The sequence below is a fragment of the Acinetobacter lactucae genome (assembly GCF_013122135.1).
Taxonomy (GTDB): Bacteria; Pseudomonadota; Gammaproteobacteria; order Pseudomonadales; family Moraxellaceae; genus Acinetobacter; species Acinetobacter lactucae.
The window spans coordinates 2,235,733-2,256,411 of record NZ_CP053391.1; the positions used below are offsets into that span (position 1 = coordinate 2,235,733).

General features: G+C 36.6%; 19 protein-coding genes and 1 pseudogene. 17 read left to right on the forward strand and 3 right to left on the reverse strand.

Annotation, left to right across the window (positions count from 1 at the left end; genetic code table 11):
* The first annotated feature begins 107 nt into the window (after nt 1-107).
* The 11 genes and pseudogenes from HLV59_RS10400 to putP all read left to right on the forward strand — a co-directional run bounded on the left by HLV59_RS10400 (nt 108) and on the right by putP (nt 11,187).
* Nucleotides 108-671 (forward strand): TetR/AcrR family transcriptional regulator, encoded by a 564-nt coding sequence (locus HLV59_RS10400; RefSeq protein ID WP_016145079.1) that lies wholly within the window; start codon nt 108-110, stop codon nt 669-671.
* A gap of 468 nt (nt 672-1,139) precedes the next feature.
* Nucleotides 1,140-1,451, forward strand: coding sequence for an ArsR/SmtB family transcription factor (locus HLV59_RS10405; protein WP_002121379.1), 312 nt, complete (start codon nt 1,140-1,142; stop codon nt 1,449-1,451).
* Between the two features lie 406 nt (nt 1,452-1,857).
* Nucleotides 1,858-3,060 (forward strand): serine/threonine transporter SstT, encoded by a 1,203-nt coding sequence (gene sstT / locus HLV59_RS10410; protein WP_081174182.1) that lies wholly within the window; start codon nt 1,858-1,860, stop codon nt 3,058-3,060.
* A 5-nt stretch (nt 3,061-3,065) separates the two neighbouring features.
* On the forward strand, nt 3,066-3,746 hold the full coding sequence (locus HLV59_RS10415; RefSeq protein ID WP_016145077.1) for a YoaK family protein: 681 nt from the start codon (nt 3,066-3,068) through the stop codon (nt 3,744-3,746).
* 3 nt (nt 3,747-3,749) lie between these two features.
* Nucleotides 3,750-4,286 carry a DUF2058 domain-containing protein gene (locus HLV59_RS10420; RefSeq protein ID WP_031948154.1) on the forward strand — a complete coding sequence of 179 codons (537 nt, stop codon included), beginning with the start codon at nt 3,750-3,752 and terminating at the stop codon, nt 4,284-4,286.
* Between the two features lie 364 nt (nt 4,287-4,650).
* Nucleotides 4,651-6,499 (forward strand): annotated as a pseudogene (locus HLV59_RS10425) (ABC transporter ATP-binding protein).
* Nucleotides 6,499-6,939, forward strand: coding sequence for a MaoC family dehydratase (locus tag HLV59_RS10430; RefSeq protein ID WP_002121358.1), 441 nt, complete (start codon nt 6,499-6,501; stop codon nt 6,937-6,939). Before HLV59_RS10425 ends, HLV59_RS10430 begins: the two are co-directional and overlap by 1 nt.
* A gap of 108 nt (nt 6,940-7,047) precedes the next feature.
* The gene (locus tag HLV59_RS10435; protein ID WP_061875503.1) at nt 7,048-8,073 is read left to right on the forward strand and encodes an AraC family transcriptional regulator; all 1,026 of its coding nucleotides are present in this window, start codon (nt 7,048-7,050) and stop codon (nt 8,071-8,073) included.
* 37 nt (nt 8,074-8,110) lie between these two features.
* Nucleotides 8,111-8,485: a glycine cleavage system protein GcvH gene (gcvH, locus tag HLV59_RS10440; protein WP_081174186.1), complete on the forward strand. Its 375-nt coding sequence runs from the start codon at nt 8,111-8,113 to the stop codon at nt 8,483-8,485.
* 90 nt (nt 8,486-8,575) lie between these two features.
* Nucleotides 8,576-9,283 carry an SIR2 family NAD-dependent protein deacylase gene (locus HLV59_RS10445; protein ID WP_171429908.1) on the forward strand — a complete coding sequence of 236 codons (708 nt, stop codon included), beginning with the start codon at nt 8,576-8,578 and terminating at the stop codon, nt 9,281-9,283.
* Nucleotides 9,284-9,696: 413 nt separating this feature from the next.
* Entirely contained in the window at nt 9,697-11,187 is a 1,491-nt protein-coding gene (gene putP / locus HLV59_RS10450; protein WP_031948151.1) for a sodium/proline symporter PutP, read from the forward strand.
* Nucleotides 11,188-11,221: 34 nt separating this feature from the next.
* On the opposite strand, the gene HLV59_RS10455 is transcribed toward putP, so the two are convergent.
* A complete protein-coding gene (locus tag HLV59_RS10455; protein WP_005304655.1) occupies nt 11,222-11,710 on the reverse strand; it encodes an Lrp/AsnC ligand binding domain-containing protein in 489 nt (162 codons plus the stop codon).
* Nucleotides 11,711-11,834: 124 nt separating this feature from the next.
* Between HLV59_RS10455 and putA the strand changes: the two genes are divergently transcribed.
* From putA to HLV59_RS10475, 4 genes are all read left to right on the forward strand, one after another.
* Nucleotides 11,835-15,587 (forward strand): trifunctional transcriptional regulator/proline dehydrogenase/L-glutamate gamma-semialdehyde dehydrogenase, encoded by a 3,753-nt coding sequence (gene putA, locus HLV59_RS10460; protein ID WP_216606715.1) that lies wholly within the window; start codon nt 11,835-11,837, stop codon nt 15,585-15,587.
* Nucleotides 15,588-15,691: 104 nt separating this feature from the next.
* Entirely contained in the window at nt 15,692-16,165 is a 474-nt protein-coding gene (locus HLV59_RS10465; RefSeq protein WP_057105970.1) for a GrpB family protein, read from the forward strand.
* A 107-nt stretch (nt 16,166-16,272) separates the two neighbouring features.
* A complete protein-coding gene (gene trmA, locus HLV59_RS10470; RefSeq protein ID WP_017399478.1) occupies nt 16,273-17,358 on the forward strand; it encodes a tRNA (uridine(54)-C5)-methyltransferase TrmA in 1,086 nt (361 codons plus the stop codon).
* Between the two features lie 248 nt (nt 17,359-17,606).
* On the forward strand, nt 17,607-17,840 hold the full coding sequence (locus tag HLV59_RS10475) for a hypothetical protein (RefSeq protein ID WP_016145066.1): 234 nt from the start codon (nt 17,607-17,609) through the stop codon (nt 17,838-17,840).
* Between the two features lie 41 nt (nt 17,841-17,881).
* On the opposite strand, the gene HLV59_RS10480 is transcribed toward HLV59_RS10475, so the two are convergent.
* On the reverse strand, nt 17,882-18,625 hold the full coding sequence (locus tag HLV59_RS10480) for a phosphodiester glycosidase family protein (protein ID WP_061875499.1): 744 nt from the start codon (nt 18,623-18,625) through the stop codon (nt 17,882-17,884).
* Nucleotides 18,626-18,818: 193 nt separating this feature from the next.
* Between HLV59_RS10480 and HLV59_RS10485 the strand changes: the two genes are divergently transcribed.
* The gene (locus tag HLV59_RS10485) at nt 18,819-19,409 is read left to right on the forward strand and encodes a lecithin retinol acyltransferase family protein (protein ID WP_171429910.1); all 591 of its coding nucleotides are present in this window, start codon (nt 18,819-18,821) and stop codon (nt 19,407-19,409) included.
* A 46-nt stretch (nt 19,410-19,455) separates the two neighbouring features.
* On the opposite strand, the gene HLV59_RS10490 is transcribed toward HLV59_RS10485, so the two are convergent.
* On the reverse strand, nt 19,456-20,046 hold the full coding sequence (locus tag HLV59_RS10490) for a YceI family protein (RefSeq protein ID WP_002121395.1): 591 nt from the start codon (nt 20,044-20,046) through the stop codon (nt 19,456-19,458).
* Nucleotides 20,047-20,261: 215 nt separating this feature from the next.
* Here HLV59_RS10490 and HLV59_RS10495 point away from each other — a divergent pair, with 215 nt between their 5' ends.
* Nucleotides 20,262-20,669, forward strand: a complete 408-nt coding sequence (locus HLV59_RS10495; protein WP_057105966.1) for an OsmC family protein — start codon at nt 20,262-20,264, stop codon at nt 20,667-20,669.
* Nucleotides 20,670-20,679 lie beyond the last annotated feature (10 nt).

Sequence of the window (20,679 nt, forward strand, 5' to 3'; positions counted from 1 at the left end):
TTTTCTATCAATAACAAACAATACCTTGTAAAATTAAATAATCTAGATTCTCATTGATAAAGATCACCATTCAAGCTAATAGCAATTCATTTGTGAGAGGCTAAAATATGTCGAAAAAAGATGACATTATTAACACCGCATTAAGACTTTTTAACTCGTATAGCTATAATTCTATAGGTGTAGATCGCATCATTAATGAATCTGGCGTTGCAAAAATGACTTTTTACAAGCATTTCCCATCAAAAGAAAAATTAATTGAAGAGTGTCTACTTTTACGCAATACGCTTTTACAAAACTCTCTTACTTCAGCCTTATCAAAACACGATGAGTCAGACCCGCTTGCGAGAATTAAAGCAGTATTTTTATGGTATTCCGACTGGTTTAATAGTGAAGATTTTAATGGCTGTATGTTTCAAAAAGCATTGGAAGAAGTGTTAAAACAATACCCTTCAACCCATCAACCTGCCACTTTATATAAAGCTTGGTTGACTCAACTCATTCAAAACCTTCTTAATCAGTATGATGTAAAAGAACCAGTTCCATTATCTTTGTTATTAGTTAATATCTTAGAAGGTATGACCATTCAAGCCCAAGTCGAACATGGTTCAATAAAGATTAATGATTACTGGACTCGAGTGGAAAAATTAATCGATTTCGAAAGAGCTGCATAAAAATAAAGCGTGATATTCTTCTTCTTATATTTAATGATTCTTCTTATGTATCACGCTGCGTCTGAAAGTCATTTTGGTTCAAATTTAGACGTTTTTTTCGACTTTACTAAACCAAAATATACAGACCTGTCTGTACAAAACAGATTATATATTTAAAAAATAAAAACTCAATCATTTTTTATGATTTGCTTGAAGATAAATTAGATTTAACTATTTATCGGAAGTAAATTTGAATAATTTTAGGTTGACTTCGATTCACTTATACTTAACAATTACACTTATAACACAATGCAACATTTTAGACACAAAAGAAATACAAATAGTTGTTTTTAATTAGAAAGACTGCTTATTTATCAATTCTCCTTATATTGCTTTTCAACAAAAACAATTGGATTGATTAGTTTTGCTACATTCATTTTCATAAGATCAATCTATACTATGCCCGCTATATTGATATAGGTATAAAGTATGAAAGATGGACTCCAAATTGAAGAAATGAAAAATGCGGCTGATTCAGTCGTTGGAATTCTTAAATCTTTGGCTAATACAGATCGTTTATTAATTTTATGTCACTTAGCTTATGAGGAGTTAAATGTTTCTCAAATTGAAGAGAAGACCCAAATTACCCAGCCTACTCTTTCACAACAACTTATGATGCTACGCAAAAGTGATGTTGTATCAACTCGTCGTGATGGCAAGCAAATTTTTTACTCTATTAAGGATGACAATATGCATTCAATTTTAAATACGCTTCATCAGCTGTACTGTGCAAGTAAATAATATTTTTAAATTATAAATTTATAATAATAGTAGTAACTTCCTGAAATATGCGATTTTTCAGCTTGAAAGCTTAGAATCCAATCCAAGCACAAAGTTTTGAAAATTCGCGTAGCTTTTCCAAAAACTCAACCATATTTAACTTTTTGCCACTCTATTTTCTTTAGTTTATTCCAAACTTTTACAGCTGTTTGATATACCTAGTTTTTTAATGAGCAATTAACAAGCAAAACCACTAACTATAAAATTTAAAATATAAAATTAATTATAGTAAAAACAATTATTTAATATTACCATTAATTATAAAAACTTATAGGTGCTATAAAAAAGCTTAAGATTCACATCACTTAAGTATAAAATACTCCGCTTGTTCAACCTTTAGCCATGATTAGGTTAATAAGGCCTTTATATGCTTGCATTCTTTTCTCGATTAAGCTTAGTCACTAAGATTATTATCGCCATTATTCTAGGGATAGGCGTTGCATTACTATTTCCGAACGTTACGCCTTACTTAAGTTTATTTGGTGAGCTTTTCATTAAAGCCTTAAAATCGGTTGCCCCTATTTTAGTTTTTGTATTGGTGCTTTCTTCTATTGCCAACTTTCAAGTAGGTCATAGCGCGAATTTACGCCCTATCATGATTTTATATGTGGTAGGTATGTTGCTTGCTGCTTTCACAGCTGTGGTCGTCAGTCTTTCATTCCCAAGCACATTATTCCTCAATACAATTTCACATAATGATTTACAAGCGCCTGGTAGTCTCGCAGATATATTAAAAAATTTGCTTTTAAGCTTTATTGCAAACCCTGTTCAAGCAATTAGTGAAGCTAACTTTATTGGTATCTTAGCTTGGGCAGTTGGCCTAGGTTTAGCTATGCGCCACAGTTCAGACACCACAAAACAAGTGATGCAGGATGTATCTCATGCTGTAAGTGCTATTATCCATAAAGTAATTGCCTTTGCTCCTGTTGGTATTTTCGGATTAGTTGCAGTGACTTTTGCCGATGCTGGTCTTGCAACACTTGAAAGCTATGCACAATTATTAGTGGTACTGTTAGGCACAATGTTCTTTGTTGCTTTAGTTATTAACCCTATTCTTGTTGCCCTTACTATACGTGGGAATCCATATCCTCTTGTATTTAAGTGTCTAAAAGAAAGTGGGATTACTGCCTTCTTTACACGAAGCTCAGCAGCCAACATTCCGGTTAACTTAGATTTAGCAGAGCGCTTAGGTGTTAACCCATCTACAGCTAGTGTATCTATTCCTCTAGGCGCAACAGTAAATATGGCAGGTGCAGCGGTTACGATTACCGTACTTACACTCGCAACTGTAAATACGCTTGGTATTCATGTTGATTTTGCAACAATGGTTATTTTATCAGTTGTTGCTACAGTTTCAGCTTGTGGCGCTTCTGGTGTTGCTGGAGGTTCGTTACTTCTAATTCCGGTAGCTTGTAGCCTATTTGGTATTTCAACAGAAATTGCTATGCAAGTTGTGGCTATTGGTATGATTATCAGTGTATTGCAAGACTCGACAGAAACAGCCCTTAACTCTTCTACAGATGTTTTATTCACCGCAGCTGTAGATATTCGCTCTAAACAAGCGACTTAAGCAAAATGCCCTTTCAACGCCTACCAAACTGGTTCCAATTTGGAGCTTTTTTGCTGGCATTTAATGCCGGAATGATTAATGTATTAGGGTTAATTACCCTTTTACATCAATCTATTTCACATATGACTGGCAACGTTAGTATGCTAGCGATGAGTTTGGTAGGATGGCAACCAGAACATATTATTTTTTTGCTTCTGGTGATTATTTGTTATGTTTGCGGTTCATTTTATAGTGGTTTTATTTTAGGTAGCAGTCATTTTCGACTGGGTCGTCGTTATGGCTTACCTTTGAGCCTCGTTGCCTTATTCATTTTCCTTTGCTGGCTATTGCTTCCTTATTTTCCGCGCTATGGATTATTATGGGCTTGTACAGCAATGGGTTTACAAAATGCGATGGTAAGTCACTATAAAGGAACAATCATCCGCACTACCCATCTATCCGGAGTGCTAACAGATATTGGTCTAGCGCTTGGATACAAAGCCAGAGGCTTAATTGTAGAAAATCGACGTATTATTTTACATTTACTTATTTTTGCTGGCTTCCTACTAGGTGGAATTCTTGCCGCTGTAGTACATCCATATTTGAAGCTACAATCATTTTTATTGCCAGCAATTTTAAGCTTAGCCTTAAGTATCTGTTACTGGGTAGTTTATCTTTATAGCACTTCAACTTCACATAAGGATTAAGACATGGTTAAAAATGCCTTACAAGCCCAGCTATTAAAAGCGGGTTTAGTTGATAATAAAAAAGCAAAAAAATTAACTAAGCAAGCTCATCACGAACAACGTCTTGGACTAAGTGATGAAGCTGAAATTAAAGCGAATATTGAAAAGGCTAAACAAGATAAATTAGCTAAAGACCAGGCTTTAAATTTAGAGAAACAGAAGCAGCTTGAAGAAAAAGCACTTAAAGCATCAATCATTCAGATGATTAAACAACATAAGATTACTGATTTTGCTGGTGATGTGGCTTATCAATTTATTGATGAAAATAAAATCAAAAAAGTTTATCTGTCTCAGCAAGTTTATAATGCACTTGTTGCGGGCAGTTTAGTTATAGCTAAAGATCAAGATCAATACGCCTATCTACCCAAAGCATTAGCTGAAAAAATTGATCAAAAAATGCAAGGTTTCATTTTAATTAATAATGCTGAGAAAAATGAACAAGCCACCGATGAAGAAGATCCATATGCAGCATATGTTATTCCAGATGACTTAATGTGGTAATACCATTATTTGGTCTTTAGGAGACATATCTAAAGGCCCTTTTCAACTCAATGTGCGACAATAATAATTTAACAAATATTCAAAATATTAAGAAAAAATACCTAAAGAATAAATTCGTTTACCCTTTATCTATTAATCTCGATATAATGAAGAATATTTTAGTCCTCGCGACGTTCTTGAAGGTTTCTTCAAGTCTCCAATTTTGCGTCATCTATTAATTAAAGACGTACAACATAATCAGTTCATGTGTATTTGCACATATTCAAAAGATCAAAACCCAAAATGAAATTGATCTAACTGACTTTCTGCAAATTAAATTGCAAAGACTTAAATGAAATGGCTTTTGTCTCAAAGGTAGTAATTCATGCTGAAGTGGTTTGAAAAACTTGTAGATCCCTACCCAACTAAAGGTTTGGATGAACCTTTACCGACTCGTTTTTTTTCCATTTGTCTGGCAAGCTACGGAAGGCGTACGCCCTTACTTATTCTTACTTATTCTTTTTACAGCAGGTGCTGCAAGCTTTGAAGCCTTACTTTTTTCAAAGATTGGACAACTGGTAGATTGGTTAAGTAAAAGTCAACCTGAAAGCTTTTTAAGTCAACATGCTACTGATTTACTCATTTTGATTGGTGTTTTATTTACCAATATCTTTTTTGTAAATATACAATCTATTATTAAACATCAGATTTTATATAGCACTTTTCCAATGCGTTTGCGTTGGCGTTTCCATAATCTTTTATTGAAACAAAGCTTAGACTTTTTCCATAATGACTTTGCAGGACGACTTTCTGCTAAGGTGATGCAAACAGCATTAGCAGTCCGTGAATTCTGGATCATCTTGGGTGACATGTTGGCTTATGTCAGCATTTACTTTATTACGGTCAGTATTGTTCTTGGCGCAATTTCGCCAATCTTACTTATTCCTCTTTTAGTTTGGTTAAGTCTCTTTTTATTAAGCGCATGGTTCTTTATCCCTCGCTTAAGTAAAGTTTCTCAGCAACAAGCCGATGCGAGAGCGATCATGACGGGGCGTGTAACAGATGCCTACACCAATATTCAAACTGTAAAACTATTTGCTCATGCTGGTCGTGAAAGCCAATATGCAAAAGCATCAATGAAAGAGTTTATGACCACAGTCTATGCTCAAATGCGCTTAGGAACCCTCTTTGAAGTCAGCATTAATATGTTGTCTGCTGTCTTGTTTATAGGCGTAATTGGTACCTCAGTTTGGCTATGGACTCAAGGTTTAGCGGCATTAGGTGTTATCGCAGCAACGACTGCAATGATTTTAAAACTTAATAGTATGGCTGAATTCATGATGTGGCATATGTCAGCCTTATTTGAAAATGTCGGCACCATTCAAGATGGTATGCAAACATTAGGTAAAAAAATCAATATTCAAGATAAGCCGGACGCAAAATCACTGAACGTCACCAAAGGCGAGATTGTATTTAAAGATGTAAGCTTTGCTTATAACAATAAAAATGTAATTGATCACTTCAACTTACATATTAAAGCAGGCGAAAAAATAGGAATTGTTGGACGCTCTGGCGCAGGTAAGTCCACGCTAATTCAGTTACTTTTACATTTTTACCATCTTAAACAAGGTGCAATTTTAATTGATGGTCAAAATATTGAAGATGTAACTGAAGATAGTTTAAGAGCCAATATTGCTTTAGTGACTCAAGATACGTCTTTGCTACATCGCTCGGTTGCAGAAAACATTAAATATGGTCGCCCAGATGCGTCTGATGCAGACATGGAAAATGCTGTAAATAAAGCTAAAGCTGCTGAATTTATTCCGCAATTAGTTGATTTAAAAGGACGTAATGGTTATAACGCTCAGGTAGGTGAACGTGGTGTCAAACTTTCTGGTGGTCAAAGACAGCGTATTGCTATTGCACGAGTATTCTTAAAAGATGCTCCCATTCTTATTTTAGATGAAGCAACCAGTGCATTAGACTCGGAAGTCGAAGCAGCAATCCAGTCAAGTTTAAATGACCTGATGGTTGATAAAACCGTTATTGCAATTGCACACCGTTTATCTACTATTGCACAAATGGACCGTTTAATCGTTCTTGATGAAGGTCGAATTGCTGAGCAAGGAACTCATGAAGAGTTAATTGCACAAAATGGTATATACGCACAATTATGGAAGCGTCAAACAGGCGGTTTTTTAATTGAACAAAAAGTATTACAGGGTCAAGATTAATGCTTTATTTAGAAGATTTGAAAATTGGTGATCGTTTCATTAGCCGTGAATATGAAATTACCTTAGATGAAATCAAAAAATTCGCAAGCTCTTACGACCCTCAACCCTTTCATATAGATGAAGAGCAAGCTAAGCACGATCCAATTTTTCAGGGGATCGCTGCTAGCGGCTGGCATACTTCTGCAATTACGATGCGTTTATGGACAGAATGCATGCCGATCCATGGCGGTCTAATCGGTTCAGAATCAAGTTTACGGTGGCCACGCCCTACTCGACCAGGTGATAAAATACATGTTGAAGCTGAAATTTCAGCGATCACACCATCCAAAACAAAATTAGATCGTGGTATTGTAAGTTACGTTACGCAAGCCTTAAATCAAAATGGCGACGTATTACTTATTTCAACAACAAAAATTGTTGTCTTTAAAAAGAATGTTTAAAACATGGTTGATATGATTGTCTAACAGTTTTTATAAACTCAGATTATATTTCATGACAAGATGTGTAAGAAATGCATGTGACAAATTGATGAGAGCAATGGAACGCATATGAAAATTACCTCAGCTCGTCAAGATCAGGGTATTCCAGGAGTCTATGGCTTATTGCTATTAGATGTTGTTTCACGTTGGGGATACAACGATGAAACATTATTTGCTCCATTTCAACTTACCAGCGAGCAACTGGCCGACCCTGATTATCGTATTTCTACACCTGTAGCAAATGAACTGGTTAAACACGCGCTTAATTTAACTGGTGAAACTACGTTGGGTTACCATCTCGGTACTCAAATGCGTATTTCGATTCATGGCTTCATTGGCTATGCAATTATGACAGCCAAAGATATTACAGAAGCAATTGCTCTTGCGGCACGCTTTATTCAACTACGCTTACCCTTTTTACAACTCTATTTTTCAACGTTTGGCCCCAAAGCGACCTTACAATTACAATGTGATATTGAACTTGAGCCTTTACGTACAGAAATCGTTTTAGGTTTGACCATTGGTATTATGAGCATGGCCAAAGCGATTACGGGTATTGAAGACTTAGCCGGCGATGTAGATTTAGATTTTCCTGAACCGGAAGGTTTTGAAAAGTATAGAAATAAATTAAGCAGCACAATTCGCTTTAATCAACCCCATTTAATTTCAAGTTTTGATAAAAAATACTTAGGACTTAAATTAATTAATTCAGATCCAATCGCCAGTCAAGTTGCCATTAATCAATGTGAAGCTGAACTTTCTGCTTTAGGTGAACGCCGTCGTTTAGCAATGCGTGTTCGTGATATTTTAAGTAATTCTGAACAACATTATTTAAGCATCGAAAATGTAGCTGAATGTCTACATATGTCAGATCGGACACTCAAACGTCAATTAGCGGCTGAAGGAACCTCATTTTCTACATTGGTTGATGAAGTGCGCTATCGACATGCAACTTCTTTGCTTTCACGTACAGACTATAGTCTTGAACAAATTGCAGATGAACTTGGCTATTCAGACGTTGCAAATTTTAGCCGTGCTTTTAAACGCTGGAGTGGCCGCAGCCCGAGCAACTGGCGTAAAGACCCATACTTATAATGTTTAAAACTATTGGACACAAGCTTAAGGAGTTACCATGAATCATCCTTCGGAACTGAAGTATGCACGTACACACGAGTGGGTAAAGATTGAGAGTGATCTTGTTATTACAGGGATTACCGATCATGCACAAGATGAACTTGGCGATTTGGTCTATGTTGAGACTCCAGAAGTTGGAAGCCAAGTTACCGCTGGCGAACAAGCTGGTGTAGTTGAGTCAGTAAAAACTGCATCTGATATTCACGCACCTGTGTCAGGTACAGTAGTAGAAGTGAATACTGATCTTGAAGATGATCCTGACTTTGTAAATGAAGACCCATATGGTAAAGGCTGGATTTATAAAATTAAACCAGACAATATTGCAGATGTTGAGAAACTTTTAACAAATTCAGAATATGAAGCTGGCTTATAAAAGATAGGCATTGCTTTCAATATTTGATAAAAACCAGTTTAGTCTTAAACTGGTTTTTCTTTATCTATTTAAAATTAGTGGTATGAATAGGTGAATTCTATGACAAAACTCGTTGTATTTTCAGGTGCAGGCATGAGTGCCGAAAGTGGAATTAGTACTTTTCGTGATAGTAATGGTCTATGGGAAAATTACGACATCCAACAAGTTGCCACACCTGAAGCATGGCAAAAGAACCCTGCTCTAGTTCAACGCTTTTATAATGAACGACGTAAAAATATTTTAGAGGCTAAACCTAATGAAGCGCATCAATATATTGCCAAACTACAAGACTATTTTGACGTACAAGTGATTACTCAAAATATTGATGATTTACATGAACGGGCTGGGAGTTCCAACGTTTTACATTTGCACGGAAATATTCGTTTAGCGAAAAGCTCTGGCCCGCATGCACAATTTACAAATGAGTTTTACGATATTAATGGTTGGAAACTAGATTTAGAAAACGACTTTTGCCCAGATGGATATCCTCTGCGCCCACATGTAGTCTGGTTTGGTGAAGCTGTACCGGCTTATGAGGAAGGGATCCAATTAGTAAAAAGCGCAGATATTTTTATTGTAATTGGCTCGACATTAAGCGTATATCCTGTTGCGGCTTTAGTTCATGAAATTCCAAATCAATGTAAAGCCTACTATATAGATCCAAATGCAGATCATCTGCATGTTCCCCAGCAATATGAATTATTAAAGATGTCAGCGACTCAAGGAATGCATAAACTTTTTGAAAATTTAACCGGCTAATTGCTATTTTTAGACACTAAATAAGACTGACTTGAATAAAAAAAATTATTAATTGAATAAAAAATTGTCGATTTTTATAACTTTATTCTGAATTTCTATAACTTTTTTTTGAACAATAGCCTATTTATTACTCAATATTGATTTAGTTTTTTTCAAAATGACATTTTTTCACTGAAAAAATTTAAAAAAATAAATATTAAAAAATTATAAGTTAATGATTAATATTATAATTTTACATCTATAAAAGTACCTTATTTTTAAATTACATAAAGATACAAAAGTGCAATATAAAAATAACAGAGAGAAAAAAATCTTTTGTGGTTGAATCTCAACCTCTTGGATGCCGTACAAGAAAACAGCGACCTGGATTAGGTTACAATCACGGATTATGGATATAAGGACACACATCCATTATGAGTTATTTTGATCCCACCCTCATCATGTTTATGGTGTACATCGTAGCAATGGTTCTTATTGGCTTATTTGCCTACCGTGCTACAAGCGACTTCTCAGATTATATTCTCGGTGGTCGTAGTTTAGGCAGTTTCGTAACTGCATTATCCGCAGGCGCATCAGACATGAGTGGTTGGCTGCTCATGGGTTTACCAGGCGCGATTTATCTTTCTGGTTTATCTGAAGCGTGGATTGCAATTGGTCTTATTATCGGTGCTTGGCTTAACTGGCTACTGGTTGCTGGTCGATTACGCGTTCATACTGAAGTTCAAAATAATGCACTGACTTTGCCAGATTATTTTACAAGCCGTTTTGACGATCAGAAAAAAGTACTTCGTATTTTCTCTGCCGTTATCATCTTGGTTTTCTTCGCAATTTATTGTGCTTCAGGCATGGTAGCAGGCGCCCGTCTATTTGAAAATTTATTCGGGATGTCTTACAACACAGCTATTTGGCTCAGTGCTATCGCGACCATCAGTTATGTTTGTATTGGTGGATTCTTAGCAATTAGCTGGACCGATACGTTCCAAGCTGGCTTAATGATTTTTGCTCTGTTGTTAACACCAATTGTGACTTACCTTGCGATTGGCGATACGACTCATTTCGTTACGCTCATTGAAACTGCTCGCCCACATGCGTTTAACATCATCTCAGATTTGAGTGTTGTGGCGGTTCTCTCCTCCATGGCATGGGGCTTAGGCTACTTTGGCCAGCCACATATTCTTGTACGTTTCATGGCTGCTGACTCTGTAAAATCAATTCCTGCTGCTCGTCGTATTGGCATGACTTGGATGATCTTGTGTTTAGTTGGTGCTGTCGGCGCTGGTTTCTTCGGTATTGCTTACTTTGAGCAACATCCTGAATTAGCAGCAGTTGTAAGCAAAAACCCTGAAACAGTATTTATGGAATTGACTAAAATCTTATTCAATCCATGGATTGTAGGTATCATTCTGGCTGCGATTTTAGCTGCTGTCATGAGTACTTTGAGCTGTCAGCTTTTGGTATGTTCAAGTGCATTGACAGAAGATTTATACAAAGGTTTTATTCGCAAAAATGCTTCTCAGAAAGAACTTGTATGGGTTGGCCGTGTTATGGTTCTTGCGATTGCTGTTCTTGCAATTGCTCTTGCTGGTAACCCAGACAGTAAAGTTCTTGGTCTTGTTGCTTATGCATGGGCTGGTTTTGGTGCTGCATTTGGTCCGCTTATCATCTTGTCATTGTTCTGGAAACGTATGAATTTACAAGGTGCTTTAGCAGGTATGATCGTTGGTGCAGTCGTAGTTATTGGCTGGAAAAACCTTTTCGCAGACACTGGTGTTTACGAAATTATTCCAGGCTTTATCCTTGCATTTATCAGTATCATTGTAGTGAGTCTTTTAACTAAAGCGCCAAATACGACAGTAACTGGTCGCTTTGAAAAAGCAGATGAACTCTACAAAGAAAGCGCATAAATCATTGAAATAAATAAAAGGGGCTTCGGCCCCTTTATTTATTTTTGGTTTTGATTTTAATTTTTGAAGTATCTTTTACAACTTGCATGACTGGATAGCTACGAGTTTCTTTTACTCCTGGTAATTGCCACAACACCTGCCCCGCGATTCTTCTAAACTCTTCCATACTGCCACTTCGCAATTTAATTAAAAAATCAAACCCACCACTCACCATATGGCATTCAACGATTTCCGGATAGTGAACAACAGCATCAATAAATTCATCTAAAACATTGGGTGTTGTCTTGTCTAATAGCACCTCTACAAACACCAAAAAATTTGCATTTAACTTAACCGGATTCAATTTCGCTTCATATCCCAAAATGAAATCATCCTTTGTCAACTTCTGCACTCGAGCCATAACAGCAGTTGGCGACAAGTTAACAAGTTCGGCCAATTTACTATTAGAAATTCGTCCATCTGTTTGAAGAATATCCAAAATTTTTAAATCAGTGCGATCAAGGCTTAATATTGGGCCATTCATCTGAATTTTCCTCTAAAAAATGGGCTAAATATAGTGAGTTATTCGGTGTTTCTTCTGTAATGATAAATTATCTAAACCTCTCTACTCAAGATGAGTTTACGAGAGCTGGTTGGCGGAAACAGATATGAACACAATGGATACTTTTCATCAAATGGATAAATCTCACCAAGGCTATATCACCGAATTTAACGATAAAAGTGAGTTTGAACAACGCATCAATACAGCTTGGCGACGTGCTGAACCAGAAGCTGTAGAAGAGCTATTACAAGCTGCCGCGGTATCTGATGATTTAGATCATAAAATTTATGACCTTGCTTTTAATCTTGCCAATAATTTACGTGAACGTAAGACCTCTTCGGGTAAAGCAGGTATTGTTCAAGGGTTATTACAAGAATTCTCTCTTTCTTCACAAGAAGGCGTGGCGCTCATGTGTCTTGCCGAAGCTTTGCTTCGTATTCCAGACTCAGCAACACGTGATTTGCTTATTCGAGATAAAATCAATCAAGGTAACTGGAAAGAACACGTTGGCCAAAGCAGCTTAATGTTTGTAAATGCTGCAGCATGGGGTCTCATGTTAACTGGTAAGCTGATGGAAACTCCAAAGCAAACTAGTCTTTCAAGTGTACTTACTGGCCTTTTAGCACGTAGTGGTCGTGGTATTATTCGTAAAGCCGTTGACGTTGCAATGCGTATGATGGGTGAACAGTTTGTGACTGGTGAAACCATTGAAGAAGCTGTAGACCATGCCAAAGTACTTGAAGATAAAGGGTTCCGCTATTCTTATGATATGTTGGGTGAAGCAGCTTTAACCGAACATGATGCTGAACGTTACTTTAACGATTACACACAAGCCATTCATGCAATTGGTAAAGCGTCTAATGGCAAAGGTGTATATGATGGCCCAGGTATTTCAATTAAGCTTTCTGCTTTACATCCTCGCTATCAACGTGCGCAAATTGAACGTGTTCATAAAGAACTCTACGGCAAAGTATTTGAACTCGCTCTTTTGGCTAAAAAATACAATATTGGTTTAAATATTGATGCAGAAGAATCAGAGCGTTTAGAAATTTCTCTTGAGTTACTTGAACGTCTTTGCTTCGAGCCGGAACTTGCAAACTGGAAAGGCATTGGTTTTGTAATTCAAGCTTATCAAAAACGTTGTTTCTTCGTGGTTGATTACATTATTGACCTTGCTAAACGCAGCCAAAAGCGTCTCATGATCCGTCTTGTAAAAGGTGCGTATTGGGATAGCGAAATTAAGAAAGCGCAAATCGAAGGTATGGATGACTACCCTGTCTTCACTCGTAAAGTACATACAGATTTATCTTATATCGCTTGTGCTAAAAAATTACTTGCTGCGCCAGAATTTATCTATCCGCAATTTGCAACTCACAATGCTCAAACATTGGCAACAATCTATCATTTAGCTGATCCAAGCAAATATTATGCTGGTCAATATGAGTTCCAATGCTTACATGGTATGGGCGAACCGCTTTATGAACAAGTTGTGGGCCCACGTGAACAAAATAAATTAGGCGTGCCATGCCGTATTTATGCTCCTGTTGGTAATCATGAAACTTTGTTGGCTTATTTAGTTCGTCGTTTACTTGAAAATGGCGCGAATACTTCATTCGTTAACCGTATTGCCGATAAAACGCTTAAAGTTGACGATCTTATTCAGTCTCCAATTTACGATATTCGTAATGCAGCTAAGCTTGAAGGTTCGATTGGTTTAAAACATCCATCAATTCCTCTACCTTTAGATATGTACGGAACACTTCGTAAAAACTCTAAAGGCTATGATTTAGCAAATGATGCTCCACTTGCAGCTCTAGACAGCACAGCTCAAGAATTGCGTAATCGTATTTGGCAAAGCCATCCATTATTGGCAAATAACGATTCATTAGAGCAAGGTCATTCTGTTGCAATTACAAACCCAGCACAAAATGATGAAATTGTTGGTTATGTACAAGAAGCTGATCTTAAGCATGTCGAAATTGCGCTTAACTCAGCTGAACAAGCTCAATCAGAATGGTCAAAGACTCCTAAAGAACAACGTGCTCAATACCTAAAACGTGCAGCTGACCTCATGGAAAGCCGCATTCAAGAATTGATGGTTTTACTCTGCCGTGAAAGCGGTAAAACTTATGCCAATGCGATTGCAGAAGTTCGCGAAGCTGTAGACTTCTTACGTTACTACGCAACTCAAGTTGAAAACCTACCAGAAAATACAGCTATTCAGCCACTAGGTACGGTACTTTGTATTAGCCCATGGAACTTCCCTCTTGCGATTTTTTCTGGCCAAATTGCTGCAGCATTAGTGAGTGGTAACTGTGTTATTGCTAAACCTGCTGAACAAACACCATTAATCGCAGCTCAAGCAGTTCAGATTTTATGGGAAGCCGGTATTCCACATGGTGCTGTACAGTTACTCCCTGGCCGCGGTGAGACAGTCGGTGCTCAGCTTAGCCAAGATAGCCGTATCGATGGCATCATGTTTACAGGTTCGACTGAAGTTGCAAAAATTTTGCAGAAGACCGTTGCGAAACGCTTATCTGCTAATGGGCAGTCTATTCCTCTCATTGCAGAGACTGGAGGTCAAAATGCAATGATTGTGGACTCATCAGCATTAACTGAACAAGTCGTACTCGATGTTGTAAGTTCTGCTTTTGATAGCGCGGGTCAACGTTGCTCTGCTTTACGTATTTTATGTGTACAAGAAGACAGTGCTGCAACCGTGATTAAAATGCTTAAAGGTGCAATGCAACAGTTGATCGTAGGTAATCCTGCAATTTTAAAAACTGACATTGGTCCTGTTATTGATGACGAAGCAAAACAAACGATTGACCAGCACATTCAAAAAATGAAGTCTAAAGGCTATCCGGTACATCAGTTGATGTTCGGTGCAACAAGCCAGAATGAATTAGATAAAGGGACTTTTGTTGTACCAACAGCAATTGAACTTCCTAATCTTGATGACTTACAACGCGAAGTTTTTGGTCCAGTTTTACACATCATTACCTATAAGTATGGTGAGCTTGAACAACTCATTTCTCGCATTAATGCCAAAGGCTATGGTTTAACAATGGGTCTACATACCCGTATTGATGAAACCATCCAAACAGTCATTCAGCATGCTGAAGTGGGTAACCTTTATATCAACCGTAATATTGTTGGGGCTGTTGTTGGTGTTCAACCATTCGGTGGTGAAGGTCTATCTGGTACAGGTCCAAAAGCTGGCGGTCCGCTTTACATGTATCGCTTAATGCAACATTGTTCAAACAAAGTATTGGCAACACCATTTGCCATGAAGACTGAGCAAACTGCTTTTGAAGGCTTTAACCGTGAGGTTTATCAGAGCTTACAAAATTGGGCGAAACAGTATTTACCGCAAGCTAATCGTGATATCGAACCATTTGGTGTTGGTAAATTCTATGAGTTACAAGGCCCTACTGGGGAAAGTAACCAATATATTATTTTGCCGCGTCATCGTGTTCTTTCAATCGCTGATACAGAACAAAATCAATTGCATCAGTTGCTCGCAATTTTTGCAGTGGGTAGCCAAGCGGCCGTAATGCCAAATAGTCCATTGTTGGCAAAATACAAACAAACATTGCCAAAAGATGTGCTTGCTGCAATTACTACAGTTAAAAACATCTCATCAGATGATTTTGATGCAGTTTTACATCATGGTAATCGCGAAGAGATCTTCTCATTACAACAAGAGATTGCTACTCGTTCTGGTGCAATTGTTGGTATTACCCATATTGAGCCGAATGAAACTATTCCACTTGAGCGTTTAGTGATTGAACGTGCAATTAGTGTGAATACAGCTGCGGCTGGTGGTAACGCAAGCTTAATGACAATGACTGATTAATACCTAACTTTCTAAAAAGCCCAAATCTCAGTATTTGGGCTTTTTTATTTAATCAAGTAATCTATTATTAAATATATAAACTTTATCAATTCGAGATTCTAATAATGGTCTTTTTAGAACCAGAACAATATCAACAAAGATGCGCTCAACTTTTTAATTCATATCACAAAGCTATTTGCACCCTTCTACCATTTGCCAAAATTGAGCATATTGGTTCATCCGCTATACCGAATGCTATTTCTAAAGGTGATCTAGATATTTACATTGAAGTTATGCCTGAGCAATTTGAATGCGCAATTGAACGCCTAAAAACACTCAACTTTATCGAAAAGCCAAATACACTAAGAACACATGAGCTTTGTATGCTCGAGTCACTCAACGATGATGATGTCGCTTTTCAAATTGTAGTATCAGATTCAATATTCACATTTTTCTTAACATTTAAAAATAAGCTTATAGAATCACCCACATTGGTCAATGAATATAATCAATTAAAATTACAGTGTAATCATTTAGACCCTGATCAATATAGAACAATAAAAGCAGATTTTATTAATCGCGTTTTAAATCAACTCTAGTTTAGGTACCTCTTTTCTCTTATAAATATCTGGTTAAAATTGGCTCCTGCAAGTTCAATTTTTTTGATACCATTCACTATTTGATTCTGTCTAAATTTTCTTTGTCTATGACCTCTTCTTATCGTCAACAACTTCAAGCTAAAATTGAACGCATTACTACTCAATTTTCTGAATTTACACCACCTACATTAGAAGTGTTTGAATCACCTGAACAACATTTCCGTATGCGTGCTGAATTTCGTATCTGGCATACAGAAAATGATATGTTCTATGCCATGTTTGAGCGTAATGACGACGACAAGCAAAAAACTGTTGTACGCATTGATGAGTTTCCAATTGCAGATCAAAGCATCAATGATTTAATGCCAAAACTTTTGGAAGAACTTAAGGCTGAGCCTAAGCTTTCTAATCGTTTATTTGAAGCTGATTTCCTCGCAACACTTAGCGGAGAAATGTTGGTTACCCTAATTTATCACCGTAAACTGGATCAAGAATGGGAACAAGCCGCTAAAGCGCTTGCCGATAAATTAGATATTAAAATTATGGGCCGTAGTCGTGGCCAGAAAATTGTTATTGGCGATGATTTCGTCGTTGAAGAATTCGAACTTTTAAATCGCTCATTTAAATATAAACAAATCGAAAGCAGCTTTACTCAGCCTAATGCACAAGTTTGCAAAAAAATGCTGCAATGGGCATGTGACGCAGCTGAAGGATCAAAAAAACACTTATTAGAACTTTATTGTGGTAATGGTAATTTTACACTTCCACTCTCTTTAAAGTTCGAACGAGTGCTTGCTACTGAGCTTGCAAAATCATCTGTTTATGCAGCTCAATGGAACATTGAACAAAACCAGATTGATAATATTCAAGTAGCCCGTCTCTCGGCTGAAGAGTTTACTCAAGCTTATCAAGGTGAGCGCGAGTTCCGCCGACTACAAGAAGCAAATATTGATATTCAGAGTTATGACTTTGACACGGTATTTGTAGATCCACCGCGTGCAGGAATTGATGATGAAACTTTGAAATTATTACAAGGTTTTGAACGTATTATCTACATTTCATGTAACCCCGATACTTTATATGAAAATTTAAAAACACTCAGTCAAACTCATCGAGTGACTAAATTTGCCTTATTTGATCAGTTCCCTTATACGCATCATGTAGAGTCTGGTGTTTTACTTGAGAAGATTTAAACAAAATCTTTCATTGTAAATTTTTAAATAAGGAGGATATATACCTCCTTATTTTTTAAGGTTTTCTTATTTAACTATTTAAATTTTCAAAAAATATCAAGTCATCTGTTCGTCATAATTTCGTTTAACTCAAGCATTCCCATCGAAAATTCTCGAGTTCAACTGGTGGTTTTATCACTTATAGAGTCTTGTATTTTATTTTAAATTGGCTATATTTCGAGCTATGTTAGGTTGTATATGAAGGCTCTATGAGTTTTTGGCAAAAGCTGTTCTTAGCAGATCAACAGCATAACGAGCATAAAAACCAGACTGCTTGTGTTGAAAATGACTGCTCATGTAAAACTAATGAACAACTTCTAAGTGCGCTAGCACAAGCAACAGATGAAGATGTCATTAAGGGAATTAAAAGAGTTCTTATTTCCCGTGGTTATAGCCGAAAAGAGTTAAATGAAGTCGTCACTCAAAAACCATCTATTCATTAATTAAAAAGCCAGTCTTGTACTGGCTTTTTTTATATTTTACTTTAATTCACACAACCCGACTGATCTATCCAGCCTACCATTGGTCCCATTTGAAATTGCTGGTCATTCCGGTTGTTATTTTGCATATATAAACTAGATATAGAACCATCCAGATATAAAGCCTGCTCTACTTTAAGATTTCTTTGAAAAAACTGGGCAAAATTATAGAAATTCACCCTATTTTTCGATATTACAAAATAGAGTCTATTATTTCGAATACCAACACCATTACGAATTTTCTTTGATTGAGAGTCGGGTATAAAAATAGAATTTATCTTCCCATCAATAACTAACATGGGACCAGATTGAGTTGCATAATCAACTTTCAAATTTTTTCGGCTATATTGTTGTGTGGTTAACACAAAGGCCTGTTTTTTGCTCCAAGCCAATATACCATTCGGTTGTAAAAAGAAATTTCCTCCTTCTTTATTTTCATTTAAAGGCTGAATCACTTTGGCTTGCTCAACATACAAACCTACTGGAGAAAATCCTGGATGAAACATTCCTGCATTCATTGCAAAACTAAGCTGTTCGCACTGTTTTAATTGTTGCTGAATATTGTTAAAACTTTTGTAATATTGCTGATTATGAGGATTGTTTAAAAACAGGCGTAATCCTTTAAAATCGCTGATTGCAACCACATCAAATTGATCACCTTCTACCGTTTTAACTTGCTGGTGTTCTGTAGCATATGCGGATTGAAACAAAAGCCCATATAAAGCTAAACACCCGATGACCCATTTCATTTAACAATACCTGACATGACATTTTTCCTTCATATTAAGTAACTAAATTATATACAAACAATATAAATAGATTGGATATGCATCAAACTCATTCATTCGACCGAATCAATACACTCCAAATTGCTGATATTGGTTATAATGTTTAATAGCTTTTCAATAAAAGCCATTTACACTTTATTGGATCAGCGTAAGCATGCAACAACCGAATAAGCGCTACCCTTTAGGGGCTCACCTCATCGTAAAGCATCTCGGCTATAGCCATCATGGTATATATGCAGGGAGAGGTCGAGTTATCCATTATTCTGGCTTAGCTCATTTCATCAAAAAACACCCAATTGAAATCACCTCAATAGACGCATTCTCGCATGGCAAAAAAATACACGTCCGCTTTTATGACAAACCGCGTTATAAAGGAAAGATTGTCGTTCGCCGAATGCGTTCACGTATGCATGAAAATCACTATCATCTAATTATTAATAACTGTGAACATCTATGTAGCTGGGCAATTACTGGCATTGAAAGTAGCACTCAAGTTGAACGTATGATGCATCGTTTAACGACTATTGGCTATGTAAGCTCAATCATGAGCTATATGAATGGCATGATGCTGACTGTTGCAACCACGTGTTTTGCTCTGGTGCTTTATATTAAAAAGAAGCTGCGCGATCAGGCAAAAAGAAAAATGCCTACTTACCAGTTCTTGAGAGAAAAATCTCTGAAAAGAAATATCGATCCTTCAGCACCCTTAGTATTTATAGACCCAGATAAAAAAGAGCCCGTCTAAATAAAAAAAGCCCTCATATCTGAGAGCTTTTTTAGAAACTTATAACTTATTTTTTAGCTGCATTAGCGGCAGTTGCTTCTGTCGTAATGTTTACAGTGATCTTATCACCCACGTTCGGCACATAACTTCCTAAACCAAAGTCAGAACGCTTGAATGAAGTTGTAGCATTAAAACCAATTGCTGGAACTTTAGCCATTGGGTGCTCGCCTTGCTTGTTTAAAACAGCGTCAAGTACAACTGGCTTAGTTACGCCTTTAACAGTTAAGTCACCAGTAATTTTAAAGTGCTTTTTGTCTTTGGTTTCAACTTTAGTACTTTTAAATGTAATATTTGGATATTTAGCCGCATTAAACCAAGCTTCTTCTTGGAACTCTTTATCTAAAGCAGGTACGTTTGTGTTTACGCTGCTTAAAGGAATAGTTACATTTACAGATGAATTTGCTGGTTTAGCATTATCAACTTTAATTACACCTTGAATATCCGAGAAGTTAGCGCTTGGAGTAGAGAAACCAAAGTGATTCCATGAAAAAACAGTAGCTGTATGTGTTGGGTCAATTTTGTAGTCTACTGGCGCAGCTAAAGTAACTGAACTAGCCAATGCTACTGCCAAACCGAAGCTTAATGTTTTAAGATGCATTTTTCGTATCCTTTATTGATATAGTCGTTAGTGTATACATCAAGTAATTTAATTCACCATTCTTTATAAAACGATATGTTTCATCCATGCAACAATAAAAGCGTTACAGTTATTATTTAAAACTAATATTATAAAGTAGCGGTACTGTCATACCGTGTTCGAATTCTAGACTTTCGTTTTTACTTCAAATTTATTGATTAATAATAAGGTAAAACATGGTTAATACTGCTCAAGCACAAAGTACTTCTACCCCATATCGAGTAACTCTTACCGATCCTGCAGGTCATCAATGGTTTGCAGATGAACCAAATGATAAAGGTGGACAAGATACAGCTCCGAACCCGGTTCAGATTTTATTATCTGCTTTAGGTGCTTGTACCACCATTACTTTAGAGATGTATGCGAATCTTAAAGGTATCAAAATTGATCATGTTCAGGTGGATTTAGCATTAAACCCAAATGGTGAACCTGAGAAAGGCCAAAATAATATTGAACGAAAAATCACACTCAAAGGTGAATTTACTGAAGACCAGCATAAGCGATTACTAAAAGTTGCAGAAAATTGCCCTATTCATAAGTTATTAACCTCTCAGATTAATATCCAAACAGAACTCACTATTTAACTTCTCAAAT